The organism is Actinomadura alba, from assembly GCF_014323705.1.
Lineage (GTDB): Bacteria > Actinomycetota > Actinomycetes > Streptosporangiales > Streptosporangiaceae > Actinomadura_C > Actinomadura_C alba.
The window spans coordinates 24,947-49,345 of record NZ_JABVEC010000033.1 but is presented as its reverse complement, the minus strand read 5'-3'; the positions used below and the strand labels follow the sequence as shown (position 1 = coordinate 49,345).

At 72.1% G+C, this 24,399-nt stretch carries 17 protein-coding genes and 1 riboswitch; of the genes, 7 read left to right on the top strand and 10 right to left on the bottom strand.

What is annotated here, in order from left to right; all coding sequences use genetic code 11:
• Nucleotides 1-15 precede the first annotated feature (15 nt).
• The 4 genes from HKK74_RS31105 to HKK74_RS31085 all read left to right on the top strand — a co-directional run bounded on the left by HKK74_RS31105 (nucleotide 16) and on the right by HKK74_RS31085 (nucleotide 4,392).
• A complete protein-coding gene (locus tag HKK74_RS31105) occupies nucleotides 16-813 on the top strand; it encodes a phosphotransferase enzyme family protein (protein ID WP_187246961.1) in 798 nt (265 codons plus the stop codon).
• Nucleotides 814-883: 70 nt separating this feature from the next.
• Nucleotides 884-2,233, top strand: a complete 1,350-nt coding sequence (locus HKK74_RS39365; RefSeq protein ID WP_222722941.1) for a CobD/CbiB family cobalamin biosynthesis protein — start codon at nucleotides 884-886, stop codon at nucleotides 2,231-2,233.
• On the top strand, nucleotides 2,230-3,726 hold the full coding sequence (locus tag HKK74_RS31090; protein WP_187246960.1) for a cobyric acid synthase: 1,497 nt from the start codon (nucleotides 2,230-2,232) through the stop codon (nucleotides 3,724-3,726). Before HKK74_RS39365 ends, HKK74_RS31090 begins: the two co-directional genes overlap by 4 nt.
• A 108-nt stretch (nucleotides 3,727-3,834) precedes the next feature.
• Nucleotides 3,835-4,392, top strand: a complete 558-nt coding sequence (locus tag HKK74_RS31085) for a DUF1444 family protein (RefSeq protein ID WP_187246959.1) — start codon at nucleotides 3,835-3,837, stop codon at nucleotides 4,390-4,392.
• Between the two features lie 113 nt (nucleotides 4,393-4,505).
• Here the strand turns inward: HKK74_RS31085 and HKK74_RS31080 are convergent, their stop codons facing one another.
• Both HKK74_RS31080 and HKK74_RS31075 read right to left on the bottom strand, forming a co-directional pair.
• Entirely contained in the window at nucleotides 4,506-5,648 is a 1,143-nt protein-coding gene (locus HKK74_RS31080) for a YVTN family beta-propeller repeat protein (protein WP_187246958.1), read from the bottom strand.
• Nucleotides 5,649-5,777: 129 nt separating this feature from the next.
• Nucleotides 5,778-6,851, bottom strand: coding sequence for a Gfo/Idh/MocA family oxidoreductase (locus tag HKK74_RS31075; RefSeq protein WP_187246957.1), 1,074 nt, complete (start codon nucleotides 6,849-6,851; stop codon nucleotides 5,778-5,780).
• Between the two features lie 205 nt (nucleotides 6,852-7,056).
• On the opposite strand from HKK74_RS31075, the gene HKK74_RS31070 reads away from it, so the two are divergent.
• Nucleotides 7,057-7,824, top strand: coding sequence for a class I SAM-dependent methyltransferase (locus HKK74_RS31070; protein ID WP_187246956.1), 768 nt, complete (start codon nucleotides 7,057-7,059; stop codon nucleotides 7,822-7,824).
• 223 nt (nucleotides 7,825-8,047) lie between these two features.
• Here the strand turns inward: HKK74_RS31070 and HKK74_RS31065 are convergent, their stop codons facing one another.
• Nucleotides 8,048-8,785 (bottom strand): histidine phosphatase family protein, encoded by a 738-nt coding sequence (locus tag HKK74_RS31065; protein WP_246492157.1) that lies wholly within the window; start codon nucleotides 8,783-8,785, stop codon nucleotides 8,048-8,050.
• Nucleotides 8,782-10,119 (bottom strand): AMP-binding protein, encoded by a 1,338-nt coding sequence (locus tag HKK74_RS31060; protein WP_187246955.1) that lies wholly within the window; start codon nucleotides 10,117-10,119, stop codon nucleotides 8,782-8,784. The genes HKK74_RS31065 and HKK74_RS31060 overlap by 4 nt, the downstream gene beginning before the upstream one ends.
• Before the next feature lie 169 nt (nucleotides 10,120-10,288).
• A riboswitch (cobalamin riboswitch) is annotated at nucleotides 10,289-10,463 on the top strand.
• A gap of 40 nt (nucleotides 10,464-10,503) precedes the next feature.
• Between HKK74_RS31060 and cobN the strand changes: the two genes are divergently transcribed.
• On the top strand, nucleotides 10,504-14,181 hold the full coding sequence (gene cobN / locus HKK74_RS31055) for a cobaltochelatase subunit CobN (RefSeq protein ID WP_187246987.1): 3,678 nt from the start codon (nucleotides 10,504-10,506) through the stop codon (nucleotides 14,179-14,181).
• 225 nt (nucleotides 14,182-14,406) lie between these two features.
• Here the strand turns inward: cobN and yidD are convergent, their stop codons facing one another.
• Nucleotides 14,407-15,207: a membrane protein insertion efficiency factor YidD gene (yidD, locus tag HKK74_RS41660; protein WP_222722940.1), complete on the bottom strand. Its 801-nt coding sequence runs from the start codon at nucleotides 15,205-15,207 to the stop codon at nucleotides 14,407-14,409.
• A gap of 417 nt (nucleotides 15,208-15,624) precedes the next feature.
• Nucleotides 15,625-17,250: a serine/threonine-protein kinase gene (locus HKK74_RS41655; protein WP_187246954.1), complete on the bottom strand. Its 1,626-nt coding sequence runs from the start codon at nucleotides 17,248-17,250 to the stop codon at nucleotides 15,625-15,627.
• A gap of 125 nt (nucleotides 17,251-17,375) precedes the next feature.
• Here HKK74_RS41655 and HKK74_RS31040 point away from each other — a divergent pair, with 125 nt between their 5' ends.
• Nucleotides 17,376-18,353, top strand: coding sequence for an alpha/beta hydrolase (locus HKK74_RS31040; protein WP_187246953.1), 978 nt, complete (start codon nucleotides 17,376-17,378; stop codon nucleotides 18,351-18,353).
• Between the two features lie 167 nt (nucleotides 18,354-18,520).
• On the opposite strand, the gene HKK74_RS31035 is transcribed toward HKK74_RS31040, so the two are convergent.
• The 4 genes from HKK74_RS31035 to HKK74_RS31020 all read right to left on the bottom strand — a co-directional run bounded on the left by HKK74_RS31035 (nucleotide 18,521) and on the right by HKK74_RS31020 (nucleotide 24,386).
• On the bottom strand, nucleotides 18,521-18,748 hold the full coding sequence (locus HKK74_RS31035; RefSeq protein WP_187246952.1) for a hypothetical protein: 228 nt from the start codon (nucleotides 18,746-18,748) through the stop codon (nucleotides 18,521-18,523).
• A gap of 461 nt (nucleotides 18,749-19,209) precedes the next feature.
• Nucleotides 19,210-20,403 carry a WD40/YVTN/BNR-like repeat-containing protein gene (locus HKK74_RS31030; protein ID WP_187246951.1) on the bottom strand — a complete coding sequence of 398 codons (1,194 nt, stop codon included), beginning with the start codon at nucleotides 20,401-20,403 and terminating at the stop codon, nucleotides 19,210-19,212.
• Between the two features lie 17 nt (nucleotides 20,404-20,420).
• Complete coding sequence (locus tag HKK74_RS31025) at nucleotides 20,421-21,272, bottom strand: glycoside hydrolase domain-containing protein (protein WP_187246950.1); 852 nt, start codon at nucleotides 21,270-21,272, stop codon at nucleotides 20,421-20,423.
• A 405-nt stretch (nucleotides 21,273-21,677) separates the two neighbouring features.
• The gene (locus tag HKK74_RS31020; RefSeq protein ID WP_187246949.1) at nucleotides 21,678-24,386 is read right to left on the bottom strand and encodes a sugar-binding protein; all 2,709 of its coding nucleotides are present in this window, start codon (nucleotides 24,384-24,386) and stop codon (nucleotides 21,678-21,680) included.
• Nucleotides 24,387-24,399 lie beyond the last annotated feature (13 nt).

Genomic DNA, 24,399 nt, shown 5'->3' with positions numbered 1-24,399 from the left:
CTATCGTCTACCACCATGACCGTGGATCAGGAAGTACCTCTGCTCGGCGGGGACGTGACCGAGGGCGTCGTCCGCGTCGGCGACACGGTACGGCGCCCGATGCGCCCGCACACGCTGGCCGTGCACGGGCTGCTGCGCCATCTCGAGAGCGTCGGCTTCGACGGCGCGCCCCGGGTCCTCGGCATCGACGACCGGGGCCGCGAGATCCTCAGCTGGGTGCCAGGTCGCGCACCGCACCGGCCGCTGCCCGGCTACGCGGCGACCGACGAGACACTCGTCGCGCTGGCCCGGCTGCTGCGCCGCCTCCACGACGCCGCGAGCTCGTACGATCCGCCGGCCGGCGCGGCCTGGGACTCCGAGGCGACCTCGAACCTGGACGGCCCGCATGACCTCATCGGCCACTGCGACGTGACGCCCGAGAACGTGGTGTTCCGGGACGGGGTGCCCTGCGCGCTCATCGACTTCGACCTGGCCCGGCCCACGACGCGGCTGTACGACGTGGTGACCACACTGCGGCACTGGGCGCCGCTCGACGACCCGGCCGACCGCGACCTGGTGCAGCGGCACGCCGACGTGGGGCGGCGGATCGCCCTGTTCTGCGGCGCGTACGGCCTGGACCGGGAGCAACGACGCGAGGTGCTGCCCGCCGCGCGCATCCGGTTCGAGCGCTCCTACGACGCGATGCGCACAAGGGCGGAGCGCCAGGGCGAGGGGTGGGCGCGCATGTGGCGGTCCGGTGTCGGCGACCGCATCCGCCGGGCACAGGACTGGCTGGAGCGCAACTGGGACGACCTGGACGCGCACCTTGGATGAGCGTCGCGCGAAGGCCCGTGGCCGCTCCGACCGGCGGGGCCGTTCTTCCGGAACCAGCGCTGCAGGGCCGATGGCGGGGCTTCTGCTCGGTGTCGCGCTCGACACGGTCCTCGGGGATCCCCGCCGAGGCCATCCGGTCGCGGCCTTCGGCCGGATCGCCGGCCGGCTGGAACGCCGCATGCACGCCGACGCGAAGCCGAGAGGCGTCCTCTACACCGGCCTCTGCGTCGGCGGGGCGCTCGCGCTGGGCGTCGCCGCCGACCGCCTTGCCGGTACGGGAGCACGGCGGAACGCCGCCGGAGCGCGGAAGCGGGAACAACTGCATGATCACGGCGGAGGGTCCCCGGCCGTGTTCGCCGGACCCGGCGTCAGGGCAGCCGGTGTCGGGGCACACGGTGTCAGGACATCGGGCGGTTGGTCGCTCGCCCGTACGGCGACGACCGGCCTGGCCACCTGGGCCGTGCTCGGCGGCACGTCACTCGGCCGCGAGGGCACGCTCATGGCACGCGCTCTCGAAGCGGGCGACCTCGATGCCGCCCGCGCCCGGCTGCCGCACCTCTGCGCCCGCGACCCGCGCGGGCTGGACGCCAAGGCGCTCGCGCGGGCGACCGTCGAGTCGATCGCCGAGAACACCTCCGACGCCGCCGTCGCCCCGCTGCTGTGGGGTGCGGTCGCCGGAGTACCGGGCCTGCTCGCGTACCGGGCGATCAACACGCTCGACGCGATGGTGGGCTACCGGAATCCGCGCTACGAGAACTTCGGGTGGGCCGCCGCCCGGCTCGACGACCTCGCCAACTGGATTCCGGCCCGGGTGACGGGCCTGCTCACCGTCGCCTGCGCCACACTCGCCGGACCGGCCCCCACCAGCGTCGCCCCGTGCCCTGACGCCGGGTCCGGCGAACAACTGCATGATCACGGCCGGGGACCCTCCGCCGTGATCATGCAGTTGTTCCCGCTTCCGCGCTCCGGCCCGCGCGGTCACCGGACCGAGCGGCCGGCGCGGGCCCGTACGGTGTCGGCACGAACTCGTACGGCGTCGGCACAGGCTCGTACGGCGTCGGCACGGACTCGTGTGGCGTCGGCACAGGCGCGTACGGCGTCGGCGCAGGCCCGTACGGCGATCGCGCGGTCGCGGGAGTCGTACGAGGTCCTGCGGCGGGACGGCGGCGCCCACCCGAGCCCGAACGCCGGGCGGTGCGAGGCCGCGTTCGCCGGGGCCCTCGGCGTCCGGCTCGGCGGTGTCAACTCCTACGACGGCAGGGTCGAGGAACGCCCGGAGCTCGGCGACGGCCGCCCTCCCGAGGTGGCCGACATCCGCCGGGCCGTCCGCCTCTCCCGCGCCGTCACGCTGACCGCGGCCCTGCTCTCCGCCGTGATCATGCATTTGTTCGCGCGCGCCACCCGAGGAGGCCGGCCGTGAAGGGCGCGCTGCTGGTCGCGGGGACCACCTCGGACGCCGGGAAGAGCGTCGTGACCGCGGGGCTCTGCCGCTGGCTGGCCCGGCAGGGGATCAAGGTCGCGCCGTTCAAGGCCCAGAACATGTCACTCAACTCCATGGTCACTCCCGACGGCGCGGAGATCGGCCGGGCCCAGGTCACGCAGGCGCAGGCGGCCGGCGTCGAGCCCACAGCCCACATGAACCCGGTGCTGCTCAAGCCGGGCAGCGACCGCCGCAGCCAGGTGGTCGTGCTCGGACGGCCGGTGGCCGAGGTCGACGCGGTCGAGTACCGCGCGCACCGGGAACCGCTCCGCGAGGTGGTGCTCGCCAGCCTGACCGCGCTGCGCGCCGAGTACGACGTCGTCATCTGCGAGGGCGCAGGCAGCCCGGCCGAGATCAACCTGCGCGAGGGCGACATCGCCAACATGGGCCTGGCGCGTGCCGCGAACCTCCCGGCCATCGTCGTCGGCGACATCGACCGGGGCGGGGTGTTCGCGGCGCTCTACGGCACCGTCGGCCTCCTGTCGCCCGCCGACCAGGCCCTGATCGCCGGGTTCGTGATCAACAAGTTCCGGGGCGCCGCCGAGCTGCTCGCCCCGGGCCTCGACCAGCTCGCGGCGCTCACCGGCCGCCCCACGTACGGTGTGCTGCCGTGGCAGGAAGGTCTCTGGCTGGACGTCGAGGACTCGCTCGGGCTGGACGGCCCGCGGATCGCCGCGCAGCCGCCCCACGGCCGGCAGACGCTGCGGGTCGCCGTCGTCCGGCCGCCGCGCATCTCCAACTTCACCGACGTCGACGCGCTGGCCTGCGAGCCGGGGGTCGTCGTCCGGTTCGTGACCTCGCCCGGTGAGCTGGCCGACGCCGATCTCATCGTGCTGCCGGGGTCACGTGCGACCGTGGCCGACCTCGGCTGGCTGCGGGCACGCGGGCTGGCCGCCGAGATCGTCCGGCTGGCCCGCGAGGGCAGGCCGGTCCTCGGCATCTGTGGCGGCTACCAGATGCTGGCCACCGACATCCTCGACGACGTCGAGTCGTGCGCGGGAATCGTCACCGGCCTGGGCCTGCTGCCCACGAGAGTGGAGTTCGAGCCGGTCAAGACGTTGCGGCGGCCGGTCGGCACCGCCTACGGCGAACAGGTCCACGCGTACGAGATCCACCATGGGGTTGCGGCGGTCGAGGGCGGCGAGCCCTTCCTGGACGGCTGCCGGGCCGGCTCGGTGTGGGGCACGACCTGGCACGGCGCGCTGGAGAATGACGGTTTCCGCAGGGCCTTCCTCAAGGACGTGGCCGAGGTGGCCGGACGTGACTTCACGCCCGCGCCCGACGTCGGCTTCGCCGCGTTGCGCGAGGCGCGGCTGGACGTGCTCGGCGATCTGGTCGAACGCCACCTGGACACCGACGCGGTCCTTCGGTTGATCGAGCGCGGTGCGCCGGCCGGCCTGCCCGTCGTCGCGCCCGGCGGCCCGCTAAGGTGATCCACTCCACCGTTCAGTACGAATGGCACTGATACCGCTCAGTACGAACGCACCGTACGAATGACGCGTCAGGACCGATGACGGTCGGCCCGAATCGAGGACCGCTGAATGACCGAGCCGCGACACACGCTCATCGTGCCGATCATGCAGGCGCGGTTGCCCGTGGAGCTGCAGCTGGAGTTCCCCCCGGCCCCGGACGCGGAACCGGTCCGCGATCCGTTCGCCGCCGACCTGTACGCGTCGTACGCCTTCGAGCTGCCGGAGCGCTACGAGTACGTGGGGCGGCGGCACTGCGCCGAACTGGGAATCGAGCCGGGTGCGCTGCGCGCCCAGGCGACCGGGAACCTGCGGACGCTGCGCCCGGACCTGTCGATGAACTGGTATCCGGACGCCAAGGCCGTGTCCGTGGGGCTGGGCAACGACCTGGAGGCCGGGCTGTTGCTCGACGACACCCTCATGGAGAAGCTGGCCCAGGACGTCGAGGGCGACCTCGTCGTCGCCGTGCCGTCGCGCGAGGTGTTCATGGCCACCGGCAGCGCGCACCCGGACGGGCTCGACAAACTGCGGTGGGCGGTCGACCAGGTATGGCCCGGTGGCCGCCACCTGCTCACCCGTGACCTGCTCGTGCGCCGGGAAGCCTCGTGGGAGGTCTTCGCCGCGGCGTGAACCCGGGGCCGGACGGCCGGTCCCGATGGCCGGACGGACGGTTGGCCCGATGACCGGACCGACCTGGTTCGTCGGCCGGATCGACCTGGTTCGTCGGCCACTTGAGACCAGGGTCAGCGCAGAATTCCGGTGTGGCCGAGGGAGTACCTTCCCGGCTGCGGATAAACGCACAACCCGTGCGGTCCCCGGCCGACGGGAATCTTACGGATGAGGTGCCCGTCGACGGTGGAGAACGCGTAGACCACGCCGTGGTAGCGGCCCGTCAGCCACAGCACCTTGCCGTCGGCGGAGACGCCGCCCATGTCGGGGGATCCACCGCCGGGGATGCGCCACAGCGCCGCGACCTTTCCCGTGGCGAAGTGCACGACCGCGACGGATCCGGCACCTCGATTGGAAACGTAGAGGGAGCGGGAGTCGCGGCTGACGTAGAGCCCGTGAGCGCCCACGCCGGTCGGGATGAACCCGCGCTTGCGAAAGGTCGCAGCGTCGATCATCCAGACGCCGTTGCCCATCATGTCCGCGACGTAGAAGGTGGTCCCGTCGGGGGAGAGCTTGACGTCCTGCGGCATGGCGCCGTGGCGGAGGGTCAGCGTGCGGATCACCTTCCATCGAGCCACATCGACCTTGACCAACTGCCCGGAGAACTCGCAGCTGGCGATGAAAAAGGCACCGTCGGCGGTGTAGTCGGCGTGGTTGACGCCCCGGCAGGGCAGCGGCACCGAGCGGATGAGTTTCATTGTGCGGGCGTCGCGGATGTCCAGACGGTTGTTACGCTCCGCCATCACGATCGCGAAGCGCCCGTCCGGGCTGAAGTACAGGTTGTAGGGGTCGTCGACCTGTACGGGCTTACCGGGTTCTCCGGTGGCTGGATCGATCGGGACGAGATCGTTGGAATCGTTGTCGTTCACCCACAGCGTCTTCAGATCCCAGGAGGGGACGACGTGCTGTGGTCTACGGCCGACCCGGAACCGCGCGATCCGCTTGAAGGTGGCCGGGTCGATGACGATGACCTCGTCGCTCTCGCTGTTGGGCACGTACACGCGGGAGGGCATGTGCCGCACGGCCGAGCTGAGCATTCCAGGGCGGCCGTGCGCGTACACGTCGGTTCGCAGCGTCCGAGCGTCCGCTGCGGCAGGCGCGGGTGACCGGGTCTGCGCCGGCCGCGGCGCGACGCCCGGCGGCGAGCCGCAGGCGGTGGCGGTGGCGGTGGCGGTGGCGGTGATGATGCCCACCAGCGTGAGCGCGGCGATCCTCATCAGGGCAGCCGCCTCAGGGCGCTACGTTGCTTGGCCGTCACGCACAGCAGCGTATGGAGGCCCGGGTGAGCAGGTGGCGATCGCAAACCCTCAGAAGGGTCAAGAGTCACGCCGGAGGACAGCAGGCGCTCAGGCGGTCCGGTCGGGAAGAGCACCGGGAAGGGTCACGACGGCTCCGTCGCGAGACGAGCGCATCGCCGCCTCGATGACCTCGAGGCCCGTCACAGCGTCGTCCATCGCCACCGGAGGCGGCGCCTCACCGCGCACCGCTCGTGCCACGCCCGCGTAGAACTCCTGGTAGGCGCCGGGTTCGGTGGCGACGGGGGTACTGAGGTCCGGGGTGCCAACGACCCCGTACGACTCCGGTGGCGAGACTCCCCAGCCCTCGTCGAGCGGGGTGCGGCCGGCCTTGAGCGCGTCCTCCTGCCCGTCCAGGCCGTACGCGACATAACCCGCCTCGCCGCCCAGCACGCGGAAACGCGGGCCGAGCAGCGGCGTGACCGCGCTCATCCACAGATGTGAGATCGTCCCGCCCTGGTGGGTCAGCGCCACGAAGGCGTCGTCGGGCACCGCGGCCCCCGGCCGCCGGGCGCTCAACTCGGCGTAGACCCGCAGCGGCCGTCCGAACAGCGTCAGAGCCTGGTCGATGAGGTGCGAGCCGAGGTCGTACAGCACCCCGCCCGCCTCGGCCGGGTCGGCCTGCTCCTTCCAGCCAGGCTTGATCGCGGGCCTCCAGCGCTCGAAGCGGGACTCCAGCCGACGCACTTCACCGAGTGCCCCGTCGGCGATGAGCCTGCGCACCGTACGGAAGTCGCCGTCCCAGCGCCGGTTGTGGAACGGGACGGCGAGCAGCCCGCGCTCCGCCGCCAGCGCGCCGAGCGCCCGGGCCTCGTCGGCCGTCGCCGCGACCGGCTTGTCCACGACGACGGGCAGGCCGGCCTCCAGGGCGGCGCGGGCCAGCGGCACGTGCAGCCGGTTCGGGGTGGTCACCACCACCAGGTCGTACGACTCCGCCGCGTCCCACACCCGGTCGGCGGTGTCGAGCACGTCGGCATCCGGGTACCGGCGGCGTACGGCCTCCTGCCGGGCGGGGTTCGAGGTCACGACCGCCGAGAGGGTGAGACCGGGCACCGAGGAGATCAGCGGCGCGTGAAAGACCGCGCCTCCCATGCCATATCCGATGAGAGCGACACGCAACGACATGCACCGATCTTCGCGGATCGCCCGTCCACCCGCCCCGCCGCCCCCCACACACGAATCGGACAACCGCATGATCACGGGAGAGAGCGCGAACTACTGCATGATGTCCGCGCTGCTGGTCTGGGCGTTCCTGACCGTTCCCGCCCTGTGTATTCGCGGAGCCAAAACTGATTTGGCGGGATATCGGCTCCGCCGGGACGATGCTGGTATGTCACGCAGCTTTGATGATCTTGTGGACGAGGCCGCCGCTGTCTCTGTGGATGGCTGGGACTTTTCCTGGCTGGATGGTCGGGCTAGCGAGGAGCGCCCCTCGTGGGGTTATCAGCGGCTGATGAGCGAGCGGCTGGCGTCCGCGTCGGCGGCGCTCGACATCCAGACCGGCGGCGGGGAGGTCCTGGCCGGGGCCGTCAAGTTCCCTCCGGCGATGGCCGCCACGGAGTCTTGGCCGCCGAACGCGGCGAAGGCGACCAAGTTGCTGCGCCCGCGCGGCGTGGTTGTCGTCGCGGATCCGGACGAGCCGCCGCTGCCCTTCGCGGATGAGGCGTTCGACCTGGTCACCAGCCGCCATCCGGCGACTGTGTGGTGGGCGGAGATCGCTCGCGTACTCATGCCCGGGGGGACGTACTTTGCGCAGCACGTCGGACCCGAGACCGTCTTCGAGTTGATCGAGTTCTTCCTTGGTCCGCTCCCCGACGAGGTGCGTCGCAAGCGCCATCCCGATGGGGAGACCGCGGAGGCGACAGCCGCTGGACTGGAGATCGTGGACGTGCGGATGGAGCGGTTGCGGATGGAGTTCTTCGACATCGGCGCGGTTGTCTACTTCCTGCGCAAGGTGATCTGGACGGTTCCCGGCTTCACCGTCGAGCGATACCGCGACCGGCTACATGAGCTGCACGAGAAGATCGAGGCCGAGGGGCCGTTCGTCGCCTACTCGTGCCGAACGCTCATCGAGGCCCGCCGGTCCGAGCGCGCCTGAGTAAGCGTAGGCGTCCTACCTTCCCAGCACCAGAGGGGCGAGGCAGATCCCCGACGAGCTCCGCAGTCCTTCGGGGGGTGACCGACGCCCTCGGACAACCGGGACTCTCGCCCCGCACTCCTGACCCCACAGGTGGGGCCAAAACTCAGGACGTGGCTTCGCGTCATATCCTCAGATCTGCATGATCACAGGGGCGGGCAAGGGCCGTACCGCTGTCGCGGAGTCACCCGACGCCGCTCACCAGGTGCGGCGGATGGTGGGTGACGGATCCGAGAACGAGCGGACCGTCGCCCGTCCAGCGCAGTTCGACGATGCAGCCGTTGGGCGTCGCGAAGCGGCGGTTGAAGCGCTGATAGTCGCGCATGCGGTCCGTGTCGGGCTTCTCGTGGCCGCCGGTGAGCAGCGACCAGACGACCGCGCGCATGAACAGTCCGTGGGTGAAGACCGCGACCAGACCGGTCGGCCGGTCCGCCATCCGGCCGAGCAGGTCGTCGACGCGCCCCATGAGGTCGGCGAACGACTCCCCGTCACCGCCGTGGACGTAGTGCGGATCACTGCGCTCCCAGTACGCCGCCGCGTGCGGGCGGCGTTGCTCGGCCGTCGTGGCGGGCCCGTGCAGGCCGCCCAGGTAGGTGAACTCCTGGACCGGCCATTCCTCGTACGGCCGCCCGGGGAAGCGGCGACGTGTCGGCTCGGCGGTCTGCCGCGCCCGGACGAATGACGAGGAGACGATCAGCGCCGGCTCCTCCGTGAAGGACTCGGCAACCCGTCCGGCCTGCTGACGCCCGAGGGCGGTGAGCGGGGCGGTGCCCGGCCCGTTGGTCGGCAGTCCGGCGTTCGACTCGCTCTGCCCATGTCTGATGAGCCATGCCCGCACCCGGAGCTCCCTGCCGTAGGCCGCCGGCCCCGCCCGGACCGGTCGTCGTCCCCTCATTGTCCCCGCCACACCCGCGGCGGTCATGCGAGGTCCTCGACCCGTCCGTGGTGGTGCACGAAGCCCTCGGTGTCGACGTGGACGAGGTCACCCGTGCGCAGCCAACCCTGCGAGACGTCCGGAACGGTGTCTGGAACCGCGTGCGAATCGGTGTCCGAGACCACTCCGAGCGCCGTGCCGGAGATCGGGTCCTGGCCGTCACTTGGGGCACCGAGGTACTCGGCCGCCACCGAAGGGCCCCTGACGTGCAACGCGCCGCGTTCGCCCGCCCCGGCCTCGTGGCCGGCGTCGTCGCGCACCGAGATCTGGTACGGATCGAGCACCACGCCGAGCGTGCCGCGCCGCCGCCGGGTGACGGTGTTGGACACGAAGACGTGGCCGACCTCGGCGGTACCGAGCCCGTCGAGCAGCGGGCACCCGAGTACCCTCTCGGCCCGCGCGGCGAGCGCCGCCGGCAGGGGCTCGGTGGCCGAGGCCGCCGCGCGCAGGGACAAGAAGGCCGACCGGTCCGCGTCGGTGCCTCCGCCGCCCAGTGTCTCAGCGAGCGCCGCGTAGAAGGCCGGTACCGAGAAGAGCAGCGTGGGCCGGTGACGCCGCGCCTGCCGCACCACACCGCGCACGGTCGGCCGCTGCGGCCACAGGACCGCCGCCGCCCCGCAGAACATCGGAAAGAAGATCGTGTTGCCCAGGCCGTAGGGGGTGCAGGCCTTGGCCAGCGAGAACATCACGTCGTCGGCGCCCATGCCGAGTGCCCCGAGCGCCATCGCGTAGAAGTGCGTCTCGGGGTCGGAATGCCGGTGGACGGCGCCCTTCGGCGGGCCGCTGGTGCCGGAGGTGTACAGCACGTACGCCGGCACGCCCGGCGGCAGCGGCTCAGGGTCGGGCACGGGCGCGGGCGCGGAACCCGCGGACAGGTCGGCCGGCGTCAGCAGGGCGGCCGTGCCGGGCGCGCGCGATCCGCCGAGGCGGCGGGCGAGCTCGGCGTCGTCGCACACGATGGCGGCCGGTTCCGTCTCGCTCAACGCGCGGGCGTACTGCTCCGGAACCTGCCCCAGAACCTGCTCCGGAACCTGCTCCAGAACCTGCGCCGGAACGTGCTCCGGATCGACGGGCACCGCCACCGCGCCGAGCCGCAGCGCGCCGAGGAACGCCGTGGCGAACCCGATCGAGTCGGGCAGGGCGATGAGCACACGCTGCCCCCGCCGGACTCCCGCATCGAAGAGCACGGCGGCCGCCCGCGCCGCGGCGTCATGGACCTGACCATGGGTGTACGTGGCGTCGCCGGCATGGAACAGCGGCCGGTCACGCCAGCCGTACAGCGCGGCGCGCTCGGCCAGCGTCCAGGCGACATTTCCCCGCATGACGGCTCCTCGGGCGACGTCGGCGGCTCACCGGCCGCTATCCGCCGCCGCGGTACACACTACGTCCGGTAGTCGATCCTTCACCTGACGTTGCGGCGGATTCGCGCCGGGACGCGGCCCGAGTGGCCGCGAGAGGCACGGCGCCCGTCCGGCGGCCGGCGGCTCCTGGTTTGGTCATAGACTGCCGGGCGACGACGGAGAAGGAACCCGGTGCGAATCCGGGGCTGTCCCGCAACTGTGACCGGGGAGCGCTCCCTCGATGTGGGCCACGGCGGCAACGCTGGAAGGCCGGGGGAGAGCGGTGATCCGGGAGCCAGGAGACTTCCCGCCGTCGCCGACTCTTCCACCCGAGCCGGGGCGCGGAACCCCGGGGGAGGCATGCCGATGCGCGTTCTGCTGCTGTCCACGGCCGATACCGAGTTGCTCGCCGCGCGTGCGGCCGACGCCGGATACGTCACCGCCAACCCGACCCGGACCGGCATCGCCGAGCTGCCGGCGCTGACCGCGGGCGCCGATGTCGTCGTCGTACGCCTGCTCGGCGGGCAGCGGGCCTGGCCCGAAGGGGTCGACGCGCTGCGGGCCTCGGGGGCGCCGCTGGTGCTGCTCGGCGGTGAGGCCGCTCCCGACGCCGAGCTCATGGCGCTGTCGACCGTACCGGCCGGCGTCGCCGCCGAGACGCTGGCCTACCTGCGCGAGGGCGGCATCGCCAACCTGCGCGAGCTCACCCGCTTCCTGTCCGACACGCTGCTGCTCACCGGCGAGGGGTTCGCCGCTCCCGCCGCGATGCCGGCGTACGGCGTGCACGGGTCCGCCGAGCCGGATCCGGCCCGGCCCACGGTGGGCGTCGTCTTCTACCGGGCCCACGAACTGTCGGGCAACACCGGGTTCGTCGACGTGCTGTGCGAGGCGATCGAGGCCCACGGCGCGAACGCGCTGCCGGTCTTCTGCGCGTCCCTGCGCGGGGCCGAGCCCGGGCTGCTCGACCTCCTCGGCCGGGCCGACGCGCTCATCACCACCGTGCTGGCGGCCGGCGGGGTGACCGCCGCCGACGCGTCGGCCGGCGGCGACGAGGAGGCCTGGGACGCGGGCGCTCTCGCACGCCTCGACGTCCCGGTGGTCCAGGCCCTGTGCCTGACCTCCTCGCGCGAGGCGTGGGAGGCCTCGGACGCGGCGCTGACCCCCATGGACGCGGCCATGCAGGTCGCCATCCCCGAGTTCGACGGCCGGCTGGTGTCGGTGCCGTTCTCCTTCAAGCAGGAGGGGCCGGACGGCATCCCGGTCTATGCCGCGGATCCGGAGCGGGCGGCCCGGGTCGCGGGCATCGCCGTGCGCCACGCCCGGCTCGGGCGGGTGCCGAACGCGGAGAAGAAGGTCGCCGTCGTCCTGTCGTCCTATCCGACCAAGCACGCCCGGGTGGGCAACGCGGTGGGTCTCGACACCCCCGCCTCGGCCGTACGGCTGCTGCGCGCGATGGCCGATGCGGGCTACGACCTCGGCGCCGAGCCGCCGCACGAGCTCTACTCCGGCGGCGACGAGCTGATCCACGCGCTCATCGCCGCCGGCGGGCACGACGTCGAGTGGCTGACCGAGGAGCAGCTCCGGCGGGCCCCGGCCAGGGTGTCCCGCGCGGACTACGAGCGGTGGTTCGCGGCGCTTGCCGAGCCGCTGCGGGAGGGCATGCGCGAGCACTGGGGCGAGCCGCCCGGCGAGCTGTACGTCGACGACGGCGCCATCGTCCTCGCCTCGCTGCGGTTCGGCAACGTCGTACTGATGATCCAGCCGCCGCGCGGCTTCGGCGAGAACCCGGTCGCGATCTACCACGACCCGGATCTGCCGCCCTCGCACCACTACCTGGCCGCGTACCGTTGGCTGCGCGACGACTTCGGCGCGGACGCGGTCGTCCATCTCGGCAAGCACGGCACGCTGGAGTGGCTGCCGGGCAAGGGGCTCGGGCTGGCCGCCGACTGCGCGCCCGACGCGGTGCTCGGCGACCTGCCGCTGGTCTACCCCTTCATCGTCAACGATCCGGGTGAGGGCACCCAGGCCAAGCGGCGCGCCCACGGCACCGTCGTCGACCATCTGGTGCCGCCGATGGCCCGGGCCGACACCTACGGCGACCTCGCCAAGCTGGAACAGCTGCTCGACGAGTACGCCACCGTGCAGGCCCTCGACCCCGCGAAGCTGCCGGCCGTACGGGCCCAGATCTGGACGCTCGTGCAGGCGGCGCAGCTGCACCACGACCTGCACGTCGCGCAGCAGCCGGGGGAGACCGAGTTCGACGACTTCGTCCTGCACATCGACGGCTACCTCTGCGAGATCAAGGATGTGCAGATCCGCGACGGCCTGCACATCCTCGGCGAGGCGCCGGACGGCGAGCACCGCGTCGACCTGGTCCTCGCCGTGCTGCGCGCCGCCCAGGTCTGGGGCGGTGTCAGTGGCGCCCTGCCCGGCCTGCGCGCCGCCCTCGCCGAGTCGTACGACCTCAGCGAGCGGGACCTGCTCGCGAACCCCGGCGCGGCGGTGCCCGGCCACGCCGCCGGCGGGGTACGGCGGCTGGCCGAGATCGTGGACGGACCCTCCCGCACCGCCTCGGACGTGATCGACCTGCTGGAGGCGGTGGCCCGCAAGCTCGTCGTCGGCCTGGACACGCTGCGCTGGGACCCCGCGAAGGCGGGCGTCGTGTGCGCCGAGGTGACCGGCCGGGACCTGCCCGCCGTGACCGGGGTCCTGTCGTTCGCGGCCACCGAGGTCGTCCCCCGGCTGGCGGCGACGACCGGTGAGATCGACGCGGTGCTGCACGCGCTCGACGGCGGCCACGTGCCCGCTGGTCCGTCCGGCTCGCCCACCCGGGGCCTGGTCAACGTGCTGCCGACCGGGCGGAACTTCTACTCGGTCGACCCCAAGGCGATCCCGTCCCGCAACGCCTGGGACGTCGGCGTCGCGCTGGCCGACTCGCTCATCCGGCGGCACCTCGACGACACGGGGGAGTACCCGTCCGGCGTGGGCCTCACCGTGTGGGGCACCTCCGCGATGCGCACCCAGGGCGACGACATCGCCGAGGTACTCGCGCTCCTCGGCTGCCGGCCGGTCTGGGACGACGCCTCACGCCGGGTCACCGGCTTCGAGGTCGTGCCGCTCGACGAACTCGGCCGCCCGCGCATCGACGTGACCGTGCGCATCTCCGGCTTCTTCCGGGACGCCTTCCCGCACGTCATCGCCCTCATCGACGACGCGATCGCGGCCGTCGCCGAGCTCGACGAGCCGGCCGAGCACAACCACCTGCGCAAGCACGCCCTGGAAGACCACTCGGGTCACGGCGACTGGCGGCGCGCCACCACGCGCATCTTCGGCTCCAAGCCCGGCGCGTACGGCGCGGGCCTGCTGCCGCTGATCGACGCGGGCAACTGGCGCGATGACGGGGACCTCGCCGAGGTGTACGCGGTGTGGGGCGGCTACGCCTACGGCCGGGGACTCGACGGCCGCGAGGCGCGCGGCGACATGGAGGCGTCGTTCCGGCGCATCGCGGTCGCCGCCAAGAACCAGGACACCCGCGAGCACGACATCGTCGACTCCGATGACTACTTCCAGTACCACGGCGGCATGGTGGCGATGGTGCGCTCGCTGACCGGGACCGATCCCGCCGCCTATGTCGGCGACTCGGCGCTGCCCGACCAGGTACGGACCCGGACGCTCGCCGAGGAGACCCACCGGGTCTTCCGCGCCCGCGTGGTCAACCCGCGCTGGATCTCCGCGATGCGCAGGCACGGTTACAAGGGCGCGTTCGAGCTGGCCGCCACCGTGGACTACCTCTTCGGGTACGACGCGACGGCGGGCGTGGTGGACGACTGGATGTACGAGAAGCTCGCGGAGGAGTACGTCTTCGACCCCGAGACCCGCGAGTTCATGGAGCAGTCCAACCCCTGGGCGCTGCGCGGCATCACCGAACGCCTCCTCGAGGCCGCCGACCGCGAACTCTGGGCCGAACCCGACGCCGAGACCCTGGACCGCCTCCGCCAGACCTACCTGGAGCTCGAAGGCGATCTCGAGGCCGAGGACGACTAGATCGCCTTCGTCGAGTTGCGGCGTGTCGTGGGTGTGGGACGGCGGAAATCAACGACACGCCGCGAGTCAACGCACGGGATGGACGGTCGTGACGCGATGCGCGCGCGTCGGACGGCGAACAACTGCATGATCACGGCGGAGTGGGTCGCCGCGACCTTCCTCCGTGATCATGCAGTTGTTCGCGGGATGTCGTTGAGTTGTCGTTCGCTCCGGCACGGTCACGTCTCACGCGCCCGCCGGCCGCGCGGGGCAGTGCCCGGGAACCGGGTCGACGCTCCCCCGCGGCACCGTCACCACGCATCGCCGGATCCGGGCGAGTGCGAGCCGGGAGCCGGCCAGGAGTCCGTATTGCTCGATCGCCTGCAGGCCGTACCGGCTGCAGCTCGGCGTGAACCGGCAGCGGACGGAGAGCCGCGGCGAGATCCACCGCTGATAGGCCCGGATGGCGAGGACGCCCAGGCGGGCCGACGGGCTCCGGCCGACCCGGACCTGGAGGAACATCGGCGGGATCCCCGCGATGAGGTCGGTCAGCGGCTGCGCAGACGGCGCGTACGCCGTCGTCTCGGAGCACCCCGAGTCGTTGCCGCACGAGGGCCCTGAACATCCCGGGTCGCTGGAGCACGCATCGGAGACGGCTTCGGTGCAACTGCCCACGACGTCGTCGCAGGCCTCCTGGCCGGCCGAACAGCCGGAGCAGCCGTCATCCCCGCAGGAGCCGCCTCCCGAGCCGTCCGAGGGCGAGCCCGGGGCGCCTCCGGCTCCGGGCGATCCACCGGAGGGAGCGGACGTCCCGCCGGGCACGGGCGGGGTGCCGGGCGTGGACGGGGTGCCGGGTACGGGGGGCGGAGATGAGCCGTCCTCTCGACGATCTCGGACCCAGGCCCACAGCACGGCGGCCACAACGACGGCGAGGCCGACCAGTGCGACGGCCGCCAGCGCCCAGTGCCTGACCCGGCCCCGGAAGCCCCATGGCAGGCCCTGCGGTTCCCGCTCGTTCTCCTCGCCGTCACCGGGTCCGTCGGCCACCGCCGCGCCCCCTCTCTCGCGGAACGGAACACCGCAGTATGGCGGAGGGCCGCAACCGGTGGTGACGAAGAGATCACAACGTGACGTCCCCACCGCCGAGGCCGGGCGGGTCACACCGCGGGAGCCGTCGGTCCAGGTCCCATCGTTGAGTCGTGGCGTGTCGGGGTCCCCGGGCGATCCTTGACCCCGACACGCCGCAACTCAACATGCGTGCTATCGACGGACGTCGTATCGCAGATGGGTGGGTGACCCGGTCGCCTTGGACGATCTCCGGGTTGCCGAGGAGCGCGGTTGGACCGTCGTACGCGCACTGATGCGACCTGGGTAGCTGGTGGCTGCTGGTCGGTGTCGAGTCCTGCCAACGCCTGATCCATGGCCTTGCGGGTGCGGGTGTTCTCAAGTTGCCGCGCCGGTTGCTCAGACGCGGTAGGCCGCGAAGTCGTCGAAGGCGTAGGACGCCGGCGGATCGCTCTCGGGACGGCGTACGACCACCCCGGTCGCGACCGGCTTGAACGGCTTGCTGTCGTCGGTGGCCTGGGCGACGAGACGGCCGTTCACCCACGGGGCCAGCCTCTGCACGCCACCCTCGTGGACGCACGTGGCCTGGAGCCGGTTGACGCGGTCGCGGTGGATGCCGCCCTTCGCGCCCGCCAGTTGGCGCACGGTCGCGAGGGTGTACTTCATGATGCGCGCGGTGCCGTCGGCGCGCAGGACCAGCCAGTAGCTGCCGTAGGCGCCACCGATCGAGCGACAGAAGACCCCGGCCTCCGCCCCGGCCCCGCCTGAGATCCGAACGCCGACGTCGATGCGGGCGCGCTCGGGCAGGAACTGGTTGGGACGCGGGCTGTCCGCCGTCGCGTCGCGGCCCGAGCCGCGCAGTTCCATGACGTACTCGCCGCCGCGGTAGCGCTCGGGCTTCTCCCAGCCGGACTGCGGCTCGCTGAAATCGTCGGACGGCACGTACGTCTCGACGGCTGCCGGCGGCCGTACCTTCACGCCGTCGGCGTCGCCGTCGGGAAGCAGGAGCGCCGTGACGACCGCCCCAGCCACGATTACGCCGACCGCGCCGACACCGAGGCCGAGCACCCGGCGGTCGCGCCAGAACCGCCGCGACCGTGCCGGCGCCGCCATCGATGGGGCGTCGGGGCGGGTGGCCGGGGCGTCGGGGGGCGCGGCCGGACCGGTGCCGCCCACCGGTGGAAACGTGATCCGTGCGGTGGCGGCCGGCTCCGTTCGCGCCCGGCCGGTCAGCCCCGCCAGAAGCTGCGGGGTCGTCGGGCGGCGGCGCGGGTCCTTGTCCAGGGCGGCGGCGACCAGCGCGTGCAGCTCGGGGTCGAGCCCGTCGAGCACCGGGGGCTCGTTGACGACCCGATGGATCACCTCGGGCACCGAGGTGCCGGGGAACGGCGCACGCCCGGTTCCCGCGTAGGTCACCACGCAGCCCCACGAGAACACGTCCGCGGCGGGGGTGACCTCGCCTCCGGCCATCAGCTCGGGAGCCAGGTAGGCGGGGGTCCCGACGAACTGACCGGTGCGGGTGGGCCCGTCGGCGGCGTCGAGCGCGCGGGCGATGCCGAAGTCGATCACCCTCGGCCCGGTGGGGGAGAGCATCACGTTCGACGGTTTCAGATCGCGATGGACGATCCCGGCGGCATGGATGGAGCCGAGGGCGGTGGCCATGCCCACCGCGAGCCCGTCGAGGGCACCCCCGCTCAGCGGCCCGCCCTCGCGCACCGCCTGGTCGAGCGTGGGGCCGTCGACGTACTCGGTGACGACGTAGAGAGGATCTCCCTCGAGCCGGGCGTCGAGCACGGCCGCGGTGCAGAACCTGCGGACGCTTCGGGCGGCGGTCACCTCTCGCCGGAACCTGGCGTGAAAGGCCTCGTCATCGGCGAGTTCAGTGTTGATGACCTTCACGGCGACGCGGCGCCCCGCCTCGTCCTCGCCCAGGTAGACGGTGCCCATGCCGCCTCGGCCGAGCCGGCCGACGACGCGATAGTGCCCGAGCCGCTCCGGATCACCGGGGCGTAGGTGCGCGACCATCTCACTCCAGGGGGCTCGACCAGGCTTGGGCCGCCTACGCTCCCAGGCCGCGGTGGTCTCGATCAAGGTTACGGCCGGATCGGAGGGGTCGTACGCTGGGCACGCCACCCGCGCGAGGAGTGATCATGGAAGCGACGCAGGACGTTCTCGGTCCCGGTTACGAGGCCTTCAGGCTGCCGCTCGGGCGGGACGCCGAAGGCGAGGTCGTCGCCACGCTCGTACGGCGCCGCGCCGCCGAGCCGACCCGCCGCGCTGTGCTGTACGTCCACGGGTTCGTCGACTACTTCTTCCAGACCCACCTCGCCGACTTCTACGTCGAGCGCGGATACGACTTCTACGCGCTCGACCTGCGGAAGTACGGGCGGTCGCTGCTGGAGCACCAGACGCCCAACATGATCCACAGCCTCACGGACTACTTCGCCGAACTCGACGAGGCGGTCCGGATCATCCGCGCCGACCATGACCTCCTGCTGCTCAACGGGCATTCGACCGGCGGCCTGATCAGCGCTCTCTGGGCCGACCGGGTCCAGGGCCGTGGCGTGGTCGACGGGCTCTTCCTCAACAGCCCCTTCTTCGACATCAACGCGCCCGCGGTCATGCGCCGGTTCGGCGCGGGACTGGCCCGTACACTCGCCCGGCCGCGCCCGCACGCCAAGCTGCCGGCCGCGGTGTCGGAGCTCTACCCGCGCAGCATTCACCGCGACCACGACGGCGAATGGGACTTCGACCTGGCCTGGAAACCGATCGAGGGATTCCCGGTGCGGGCCGCGTGGCTGGCCGCCGTGCGCCGTGGGCAGCTGCGCCTGCACCGGGGGCTCGGCATCGACGTGCCCGTCCTCGTCATGTGCTCGACCCGCAGCGTCAAGCCCAGGCCGGGATCGGACGAGCTGACCCGCGCGGACGCGGTGCTCGACGTGGAGCAGATCGCCCGCTGGTCGAACCGGCTCGGCCGCCACCTCACCCTCGTCCGGATCGAGGACGGCCTGCACGACCTGGTGCTGTCCGCCGAGCCGGCGCGCGAGCGGACCTTCGCCGAGCTCGAGCGGTGGATGGGCGCCTATCTCTCCGCGAGTCCGGTGTCGTCGAGGGTGCCGTCGAGCTGAAAGCCCGCCGCCTGCCGGCTGAACAGGCGGGTGTACTCGCCGTCGAGGGGTCGTACATGCGGCACAGCGGCTTGACGATGGTGCTCCTGCCGCTGCCGGCCGTCCCGTCACCGCGATCTCGCAGCCGATCGCATGACCGGCTGCGAGATCGCCGTGGGCGGCCGGAGTCAGGTCCAGAGCTGCCGGAGCCGGGTCCGCCCTTCGGCGGCGACCGCGAGCTCCGCCACGCCGGGACCGCTCTCGGTGCGCACGCCGACCCGCAGCAACCGCACCTCGCCCGGTGCCTGCCACTCGCCGAGCACTCTGGTCACCGTGTAGGACGCTTCGCGCCAGACCCAGCCGATCGGGCGGCCGGAGGGTGACACCTGGGCGTTGACCTCTTCGTCGTACAGCACGCACCGCAGCGTACCCCACATGCGAACAAACTTTCGAGCAGGGTGTCATCGTCCGCGCGGCGCGCTCTTTCGCGTCGGCCGCCCCCACCCGTCCGCCGCACCCGCTGGGAATGAATTCCGTCGCGGGCGAAGAGGCGCTTACAGATCGCTTTCAATTGCCCTGATCCGGGGCTCGACGCATTGTCGCTCCGCCTGCGATGTCGTACATTTGGTTATTTGCAGCCGACGGACGCGATGGGTACGGTGACGCACAATTCAGCGTATTTCCAGATGCCTGAATCGAGACGGTCACATTACGGGCGCCGGCGCCGACCGCAGCACCAGCGAGCGATCGAGGTGCGGCGAGCCGATGACGCGAGGCCGTCGCCGCGAGTGACAGGCCACCCGCTCTGCGACGGTCTCGCGTCATCTGTTCAGGCTGCGAGGTCACGACGGGAGGCCGGACCTCTGGTACGGGAATCTCAGTTGAGCCGCTGAACCCAGAGCCGGACCTGCCGCCAGGTGGCGCCGCCGTCGGTCGTCGTCATCAGCGGGTGGTACAGCGAACACTCGGTCTTGCCGTTCGCGCAGCGACCGTACGTGGCCAGGGCCCAGCCGGAGCGCTGGTCGCCGGCGAACGTGACGGCGTGCGCCCCCTCGGGCAACCCGGACGGGCGGAGGTCCGCCGTCGCGGCCGTGCCCGTCGTCGCGGAACGGTGCGGCGCGAGGCGGTAGGCGTGCCCGCCCGCCGTGTCGACCACCAGCGGGGCCGCCGCGGCAGCGCTTGATGTGCCCGGGGCCACGGGCACCCGGACCCCGGGACCGGTCCGGCCGTGCACCGCGACGCGGTTGGTCTCGCGCCACGTGCGGCCCTTGTCGGCCGTCGTGAGCAGCGCGACCTCCGTACGGTCGTCCTTGGTGACGGCGGTGACCGGCAGCACGCCACCGGCCGGCGGCGCGACCGTCATGCCGCCGGAGGTGTCGCCGAGCCGCAGTTCGGCCCGCTCCCAGTGCCGGCCGAGATCGGGTGAGCTGTGGAGTTCGTCGTCGGCGACCCCGCCGGCCAGCCAGGTACGGCCACCGGGATCCACCGCGACCTCCCCGGCCACCGGGGCCGGCCGGGCCCGCCAGGAGGCGCCGCCGTCCGTGGTGGCGAAGAGCGTCGCCGCCGAGGACATGGCACTGGTGGAGGTCTTGGCCAGGATCACGCCGTGGGAGGCGTCACCGAACGCCACCCGCATCCGGCCGTAGGCCACGGGCGGCGCCGCGGCGTCGCGCGCGGTCGTGGTCCGCCAGGTACGGCCGCCGTCGCTGGTGGCGGCGATGGTGACCGTGTCGCCGGACGCGGCCGTCACGTACCCGTTCGACGCGTCACGGAAGACTGCGGCACGTGCCCGGGTCGCCGGCACGGGCGCCTTGGCGTCGGTGAAGGTCGCGCCCGCGTCGCGCGTGATCAGGAGCCGGTCGGCGGTGAGCACCCAGCCGAAGCCCGGTGCGACGAGTGCGGCGTCGATGGGCGGTGCGCCGCCGTCCGCCGGTGCGGCGGCCGCAGCGTCGTCGGCCGCCCGTACAGTGCCGCACCCGGTGACGGCGAGCGCCGAACCCAGGCCGATGAGCGCGAGGGGAAGGAGCCTGGCCGCCCGCCGCAGCGCGGTGTGGTCGAGGTGTCGCTGCATCGTCTGCCACCCGCCCTTCACTCGCAGCCCTGCGGGCTGGTCAGCGCATCGGGACCCGGATAGACGGGCCCGTTCGAGCAGTCGCTGTCGATGTTCATCGTCACGCCGTTCCAGGTCTCGTTGTGGTCGCCCTGATACTGCTTGTGTCGCTGCCGGTTGACCCAGCTGCCGCTGGAGACGCAGGCCATGTCACGGACGCTCTTGATGCCGTCCCAGTCCGCGCCGTGGATGAAGTCGGGCACATTGGCGATCGAGGCGTACTGGCTGAGCCCGGACGCGCAGGCCGAGCCGTAGACGCCCGCCTTCTGGGCGGGCGGGACGTGCATCTGGTAGACCCAGCCGTTGATGAACGACTTGGCGGCGTTCATGCAGCCGGAGTTGGTGGTGTCGAAGTTCTCCAGGTCGTAGATCGCCGGCGCGTTGGCGGTGTCCCAGCCCAGCGACACCATCTTGTTGTAGACGGCGATGGCCTCGTCCCTGCCCTGGGAGTACGCGGTGGAGGTGTTGGAGCTGAACCGGTTCGCGTAACCGGTGCACGGCGCCTGCGGGCCGACCCACAGCGGCAGGAACTTGTAGCCCATCGAGCGAAGCTGGCCGACCTCGGCGTTGGTCCATCGCTTGCAGCCCGTGCCGTAGGACGCGCCTCCGATGTAGAGGCCCATGTTCCAGTACGGGGTGTTGGTCCAGAACGCCTGCGCCTTCGCGATCGTGGCGGCGCAGGCGTCCCAGCCCATGTGGATGCTGTTCCCGAATGAGGCCTGGGCGGGTGGGGCGGCGGGCAGTGGCGCGATGGAGAACAATCCGGCGAGCAGGGCCGCCTGGGCGGCAAGCCATGCTCTGGGGCGGAAAGAGCGGGGTCTCAGGCGCATTCGACTACCTCCACGCGGACGGCATGGCAGCGGTCTCGCACAAAGGACGGCGCTTCCCGATCATTGACCGCCGGAGAGGAAAGACCGCGGGCCACAACCGTGTCGAAGATCTGTCGATCGGACCCTAGCCCCGGCCGCATCGGCGAACCCGATGATTTTGTGCCATCGCTCATTCCGCGACGGTGGCATATTTCGACAATTGACGGAGTGAGTTCGCTATACGCCACAAGGTCAGCCGCCCTGTTTCCGGGCTTTCCGCCGGAAGCAGGGCGGCTGTTATCCACTACAGATGATCATGTTTTGAATTATTCGGCGGGCGGACCTTTCGTCACGCCCTTTCAGCGCGCTCCTTCCGGATTGCCGGGCGCGGGTGGTGGCGGATCCGGGCGGTCGACCGACGTGTGATCACGGCAGGCGGGCCATGCTGCTCGCGGTGCCGCCGGCCTCGGACTCGAACGCCACCGCCAGTACGCCACGGGAGCCCGGCACGGTCACGGTCGACACCCCGGCCTCCTTCACGGCGACCTCCTTACGGCCGAGGATCCCGTTGTCCCACACGTAGGCATACGCGGTGCCCGGTCCGGTCGCGGTGAGCCGGAACGTCACCGACGAGTTCGTCACCGTCGGCTCGCCCGTGATGTGTGCCGTGTCGGAACGCGGTGCGGCCGGCCCGGCGGCGAGCGGGACGCCGGTCTCGGCCGCCTGGATGATCGACTCCGGCGAGTTGACGCTGAGGGCCACGTCGGTCGGCATCACCGGCGGCGGCGCCTCGGTCGGCTGGTCGGCCGGCGGCGCGTAGCCGGGGAGCGCGGTCTGGCCCCACCGGTACGGGTCGCCCTGGACGCCGCCCCAGGTCGACCAGCCGATCCGGGTCTGACCGGTCTTGTCCTGGGTGTCGGAGTCGTACACGAAGATGTTCAGTCCGAGGCGCGCCGGGTCGACGGCGGCCGGCAGGTCCCTGAACGGGATCTTCGCCTCGACCGTGTAGCCGGTGTACGGCTGCGAGACCGTGGACGCGACCTCCATCCCGGGTGCCGTCTCGGCGCCGGGGCCCTGGTGGTTGTCGGCGTCGCGTTCGAAGCACGGCTTCCCGTCGCCCATGACCGGGAAGATCCCGGTCTTGAACGTCGTCGACGTGTTCTCCGACCCGCCGCGCGGATCGATGGCGATCTCGACCGAGTCGGTGCGCCAGTGCCGCTTGCAGTCGTCGGCGCCGAGCACCGTCCCGAGCGTGTCGTCACGCATCTTGACCAGGACGTAGAGGGCGTCGGAGGTCCACGTCACCTTGCCGGTGGCCGAGCAGTCGGCCGCCGAGGCGCAGGCGGTGCCCTCCCAGAGCCGGGACAGGTTCAGCTCCGGCCCCGGGTACTCCCCGGGCCCCTCGGCGCCGTCCACGGCCGGAGCGGCGCCGGCCTTGGCGAAGCTCGCCACGGGCACGAGGTTCAGCGCGGCCTTCCGCACGTCCGGCGCACCGCCGGAGGAGTTGGTCGTGGTGATCGTGTAGTCGTGGTCGCCGTTCACCCCGCCCTGGTTGGAGGTGGGGATCGAGGTGTCGGTGTTGGTCACCGAGAAGCTGACCGATCCCTTCGCGCCGGCCGCGAGCTCGTACGGCCTGCTCGCCGGGGCGGCCGAGAAGCCCGCCGGAAGTGCCGGGGTGACGGTGCCCGACCGGGCGGCGGAGGTCTGGTTGGTCAGGTCGACGCGGATCTCCCTGGTCTGCCCCGAGCCGAGCGGCAGCACGTGCTTCACCCGTCCGGTCAGCGCCGGTACGCCGGTCTCGGCCGCCCACCCGTCGAAGTCCTCGACGCGGGGGAGCGGCTGCTGCTCGGCGGTGACGGCCGGTTCGACCTCCACCACCTCGGCGGTCTGGCCGGAGCCCTGCCCGGTGGTGAGGGTGCCGGTCAGCCGCACCCGGCCGTACGGGGCGTTCGGCGGCGGCGTGACCGTGAAGACGGCCGTCCGTTCCCGCGACCCCACCGTGCCGAGCTCGCCGGAGCCCTCGACCCGCCAGCCGGCCGGCACCGAGAGCGCGGCCTTGACGTGGCTGAGCGTCTTGGGCGACAGGGCGTGCGCGGTCACCTCGACCGGCCGGCCGGCCGCGGCGCCGAATGAGTCGGTCGTCAGGTAGAACTCGGTGCCGAGCGGCAGTACGCCCCCGGCCGGGGTGAGCGCGCCCTCCAACATCGCCGCCGGGCCGCGGTTGCCGAGCGTGTACGGCACCCGGCTGTCGATCTGGGTGAAGAAGTCACAGCCGATCTGGTTCGGGTCGCTCGGCTGGTCGGGGAAACCGCCCCAGCCCTGGCTCACGTAGGTCCGCTGCGCCTCGCGTTCGATCTGCGCCCAGGTCTTCCCGCCGTTGGCCGGGGAGGCGCGACCGCCCCAGACCCCGGCGACGACCGCGCTCGGGTCGGCCTGAGTGAAGCCGGTGGCGCACGACGGACCGAGCGGCCCGGTCGCGCCGCCGGTGTTGAACAGCCGACCGGCCCGCCACGGCCGCAGGCCCTCACGGCGGATCTGGTCGGGGAATGCGGCCGGGTCGGCGGCCTTCAGATAGGCCTCGGTCGCGAGCCGCCCGGCCTCCTGGTGGTTGCCGTGCTGACCCGGCACCGGAGCGGGCTCCATGGTCACGATGACCTTCGGCCGGGTCTCCCGGACCACCCGGACCACCTTCTCGAGCGACTCGCGGTGGTTCCAGACCTCGGCGGTGAGCGGCTCGCTGACCGTGTAGTAGAAGTCGACCTTGTCGAGATAGTGGATGTCCTCGACACCGGCCTTGCCGACGGCGCGGCGCTCCTCGTTCTCGCGGAGCAGGCCGAGCGCCGGTCCCTCCTCGGTGCCGGACGCGTTGCCGCCGCCCTCACCCCGGGTGATCGTCACCACGCCGGTGCGGGCGTGGTCGAACTCCTTCCACTGCCCGTACGTCGACAGCCCGCCGGCCTCGTCGTCGGGGTGCGCGCCGACGAAGAGCACGTCGAGCGCGCCCTTGGAACGCGGATCACCGGCATGGGACGCGCCGGAGCGCGGTTCGGCCGCCTGCGCCTGCGCGGGAAGCGTGGCCAGGCCGCCTCCCGCGAGCAACGCGGAAAGGATCAAGGTGAGGATCGGTCTGCGCATGGACTCTCCTGTT

What these genes read in the sequence shown, in the direction of transcription:
- HKK74_RS31085 (WP_187246959.1), top strand. Translation starts at nt 3,835, where the DNA reads ATGACCGAGCCGCGACACACGCTCATCGTGCCGATCATGCAGGCGCGG.
- HKK74_RS31060 (WP_187246955.1), bottom strand. Translation starts at nt 10,119, where the DNA reads ATGCGGGGAAATGTCGCCTGGACGCTGGCCGAGCGCGCCGCGCTGTAC.
- HKK74_RS31030 (WP_187246951.1), bottom strand. Translation starts at nt 20,403, where the DNA reads ATGCAGCGACACCTCGACCACACCGCGCTGCGGCGGGCGGCCAGGCTC.
- HKK74_RS31070 (WP_187246956.1), top strand. Translation starts at nt 7,057, where the DNA reads ATGTCACGCAGCTTTGATGATCTTGTGGACGAGGCCGCCGCTGTCTCT.
- HKK74_RS31040 (WP_187246953.1), top strand. Translation starts at nt 17,376, where the DNA reads ATGGAAGCGACGCAGGACGTTCTCGGTCCCGGTTACGAGGCCTTCAGG.
- HKK74_RS31075 (WP_187246957.1), bottom strand. Translation starts at nt 6,851, where the DNA reads ATGTCGTTGCGTGTCGCTCTCATCGGATATGGCATGGGAGGCGCGGTC.
- HKK74_RS31020 (WP_187246949.1), bottom strand. Translation starts at nt 24,386, where the DNA reads ATGCGCAGACCGATCCTCACCTTGATCCTTTCCGCGTTGCTCGCGGGA.
- HKK74_RS41655 (WP_187246954.1), bottom strand. Translation starts at nt 17,250, where the DNA reads ATGGTCGCGCACCTACGCCCCGGTGATCCGGAGCGGCTCGGGCACTAT.
- HKK74_RS31025 (WP_187246950.1), bottom strand. Translation starts at nt 21,272, where the DNA reads ATGCGCCTGAGACCCCGCTCTTTCCGCCCCAGAGCATGGCTTGCCGCC.
- cobN (WP_187246987.1), top strand. Translation starts at nt 10,504, where the DNA reads ATGCGCGTTCTGCTGCTGTCCACGGCCGATACCGAGTTGCTCGCCGCG.
- HKK74_RS31105 (WP_187246961.1), top strand. Translation starts at nt 16, where the DNA reads ATGACCGTGGATCAGGAAGTACCTCTGCTCGGCGGGGACGTGACCGAG.
- HKK74_RS31080 (WP_187246958.1), bottom strand. Translation starts at nt 5,648, where the DNA reads ATGAGGATCGCCGCGCTCACGCTGGTGGGCATCATCACCGCCACCGCC.
- HKK74_RS39365 (WP_222722941.1), top strand. Translation starts at nt 884, where the DNA reads ATGGCGGGGCTTCTGCTCGGTGTCGCGCTCGACACGGTCCTCGGGGAT.
- HKK74_RS31065 (WP_246492157.1), bottom strand. Translation starts at nt 8,785, where the DNA reads ATGACCGCCGCGGGTGTGGCGGGGACAATGAGGGGACGACGACCGGTC.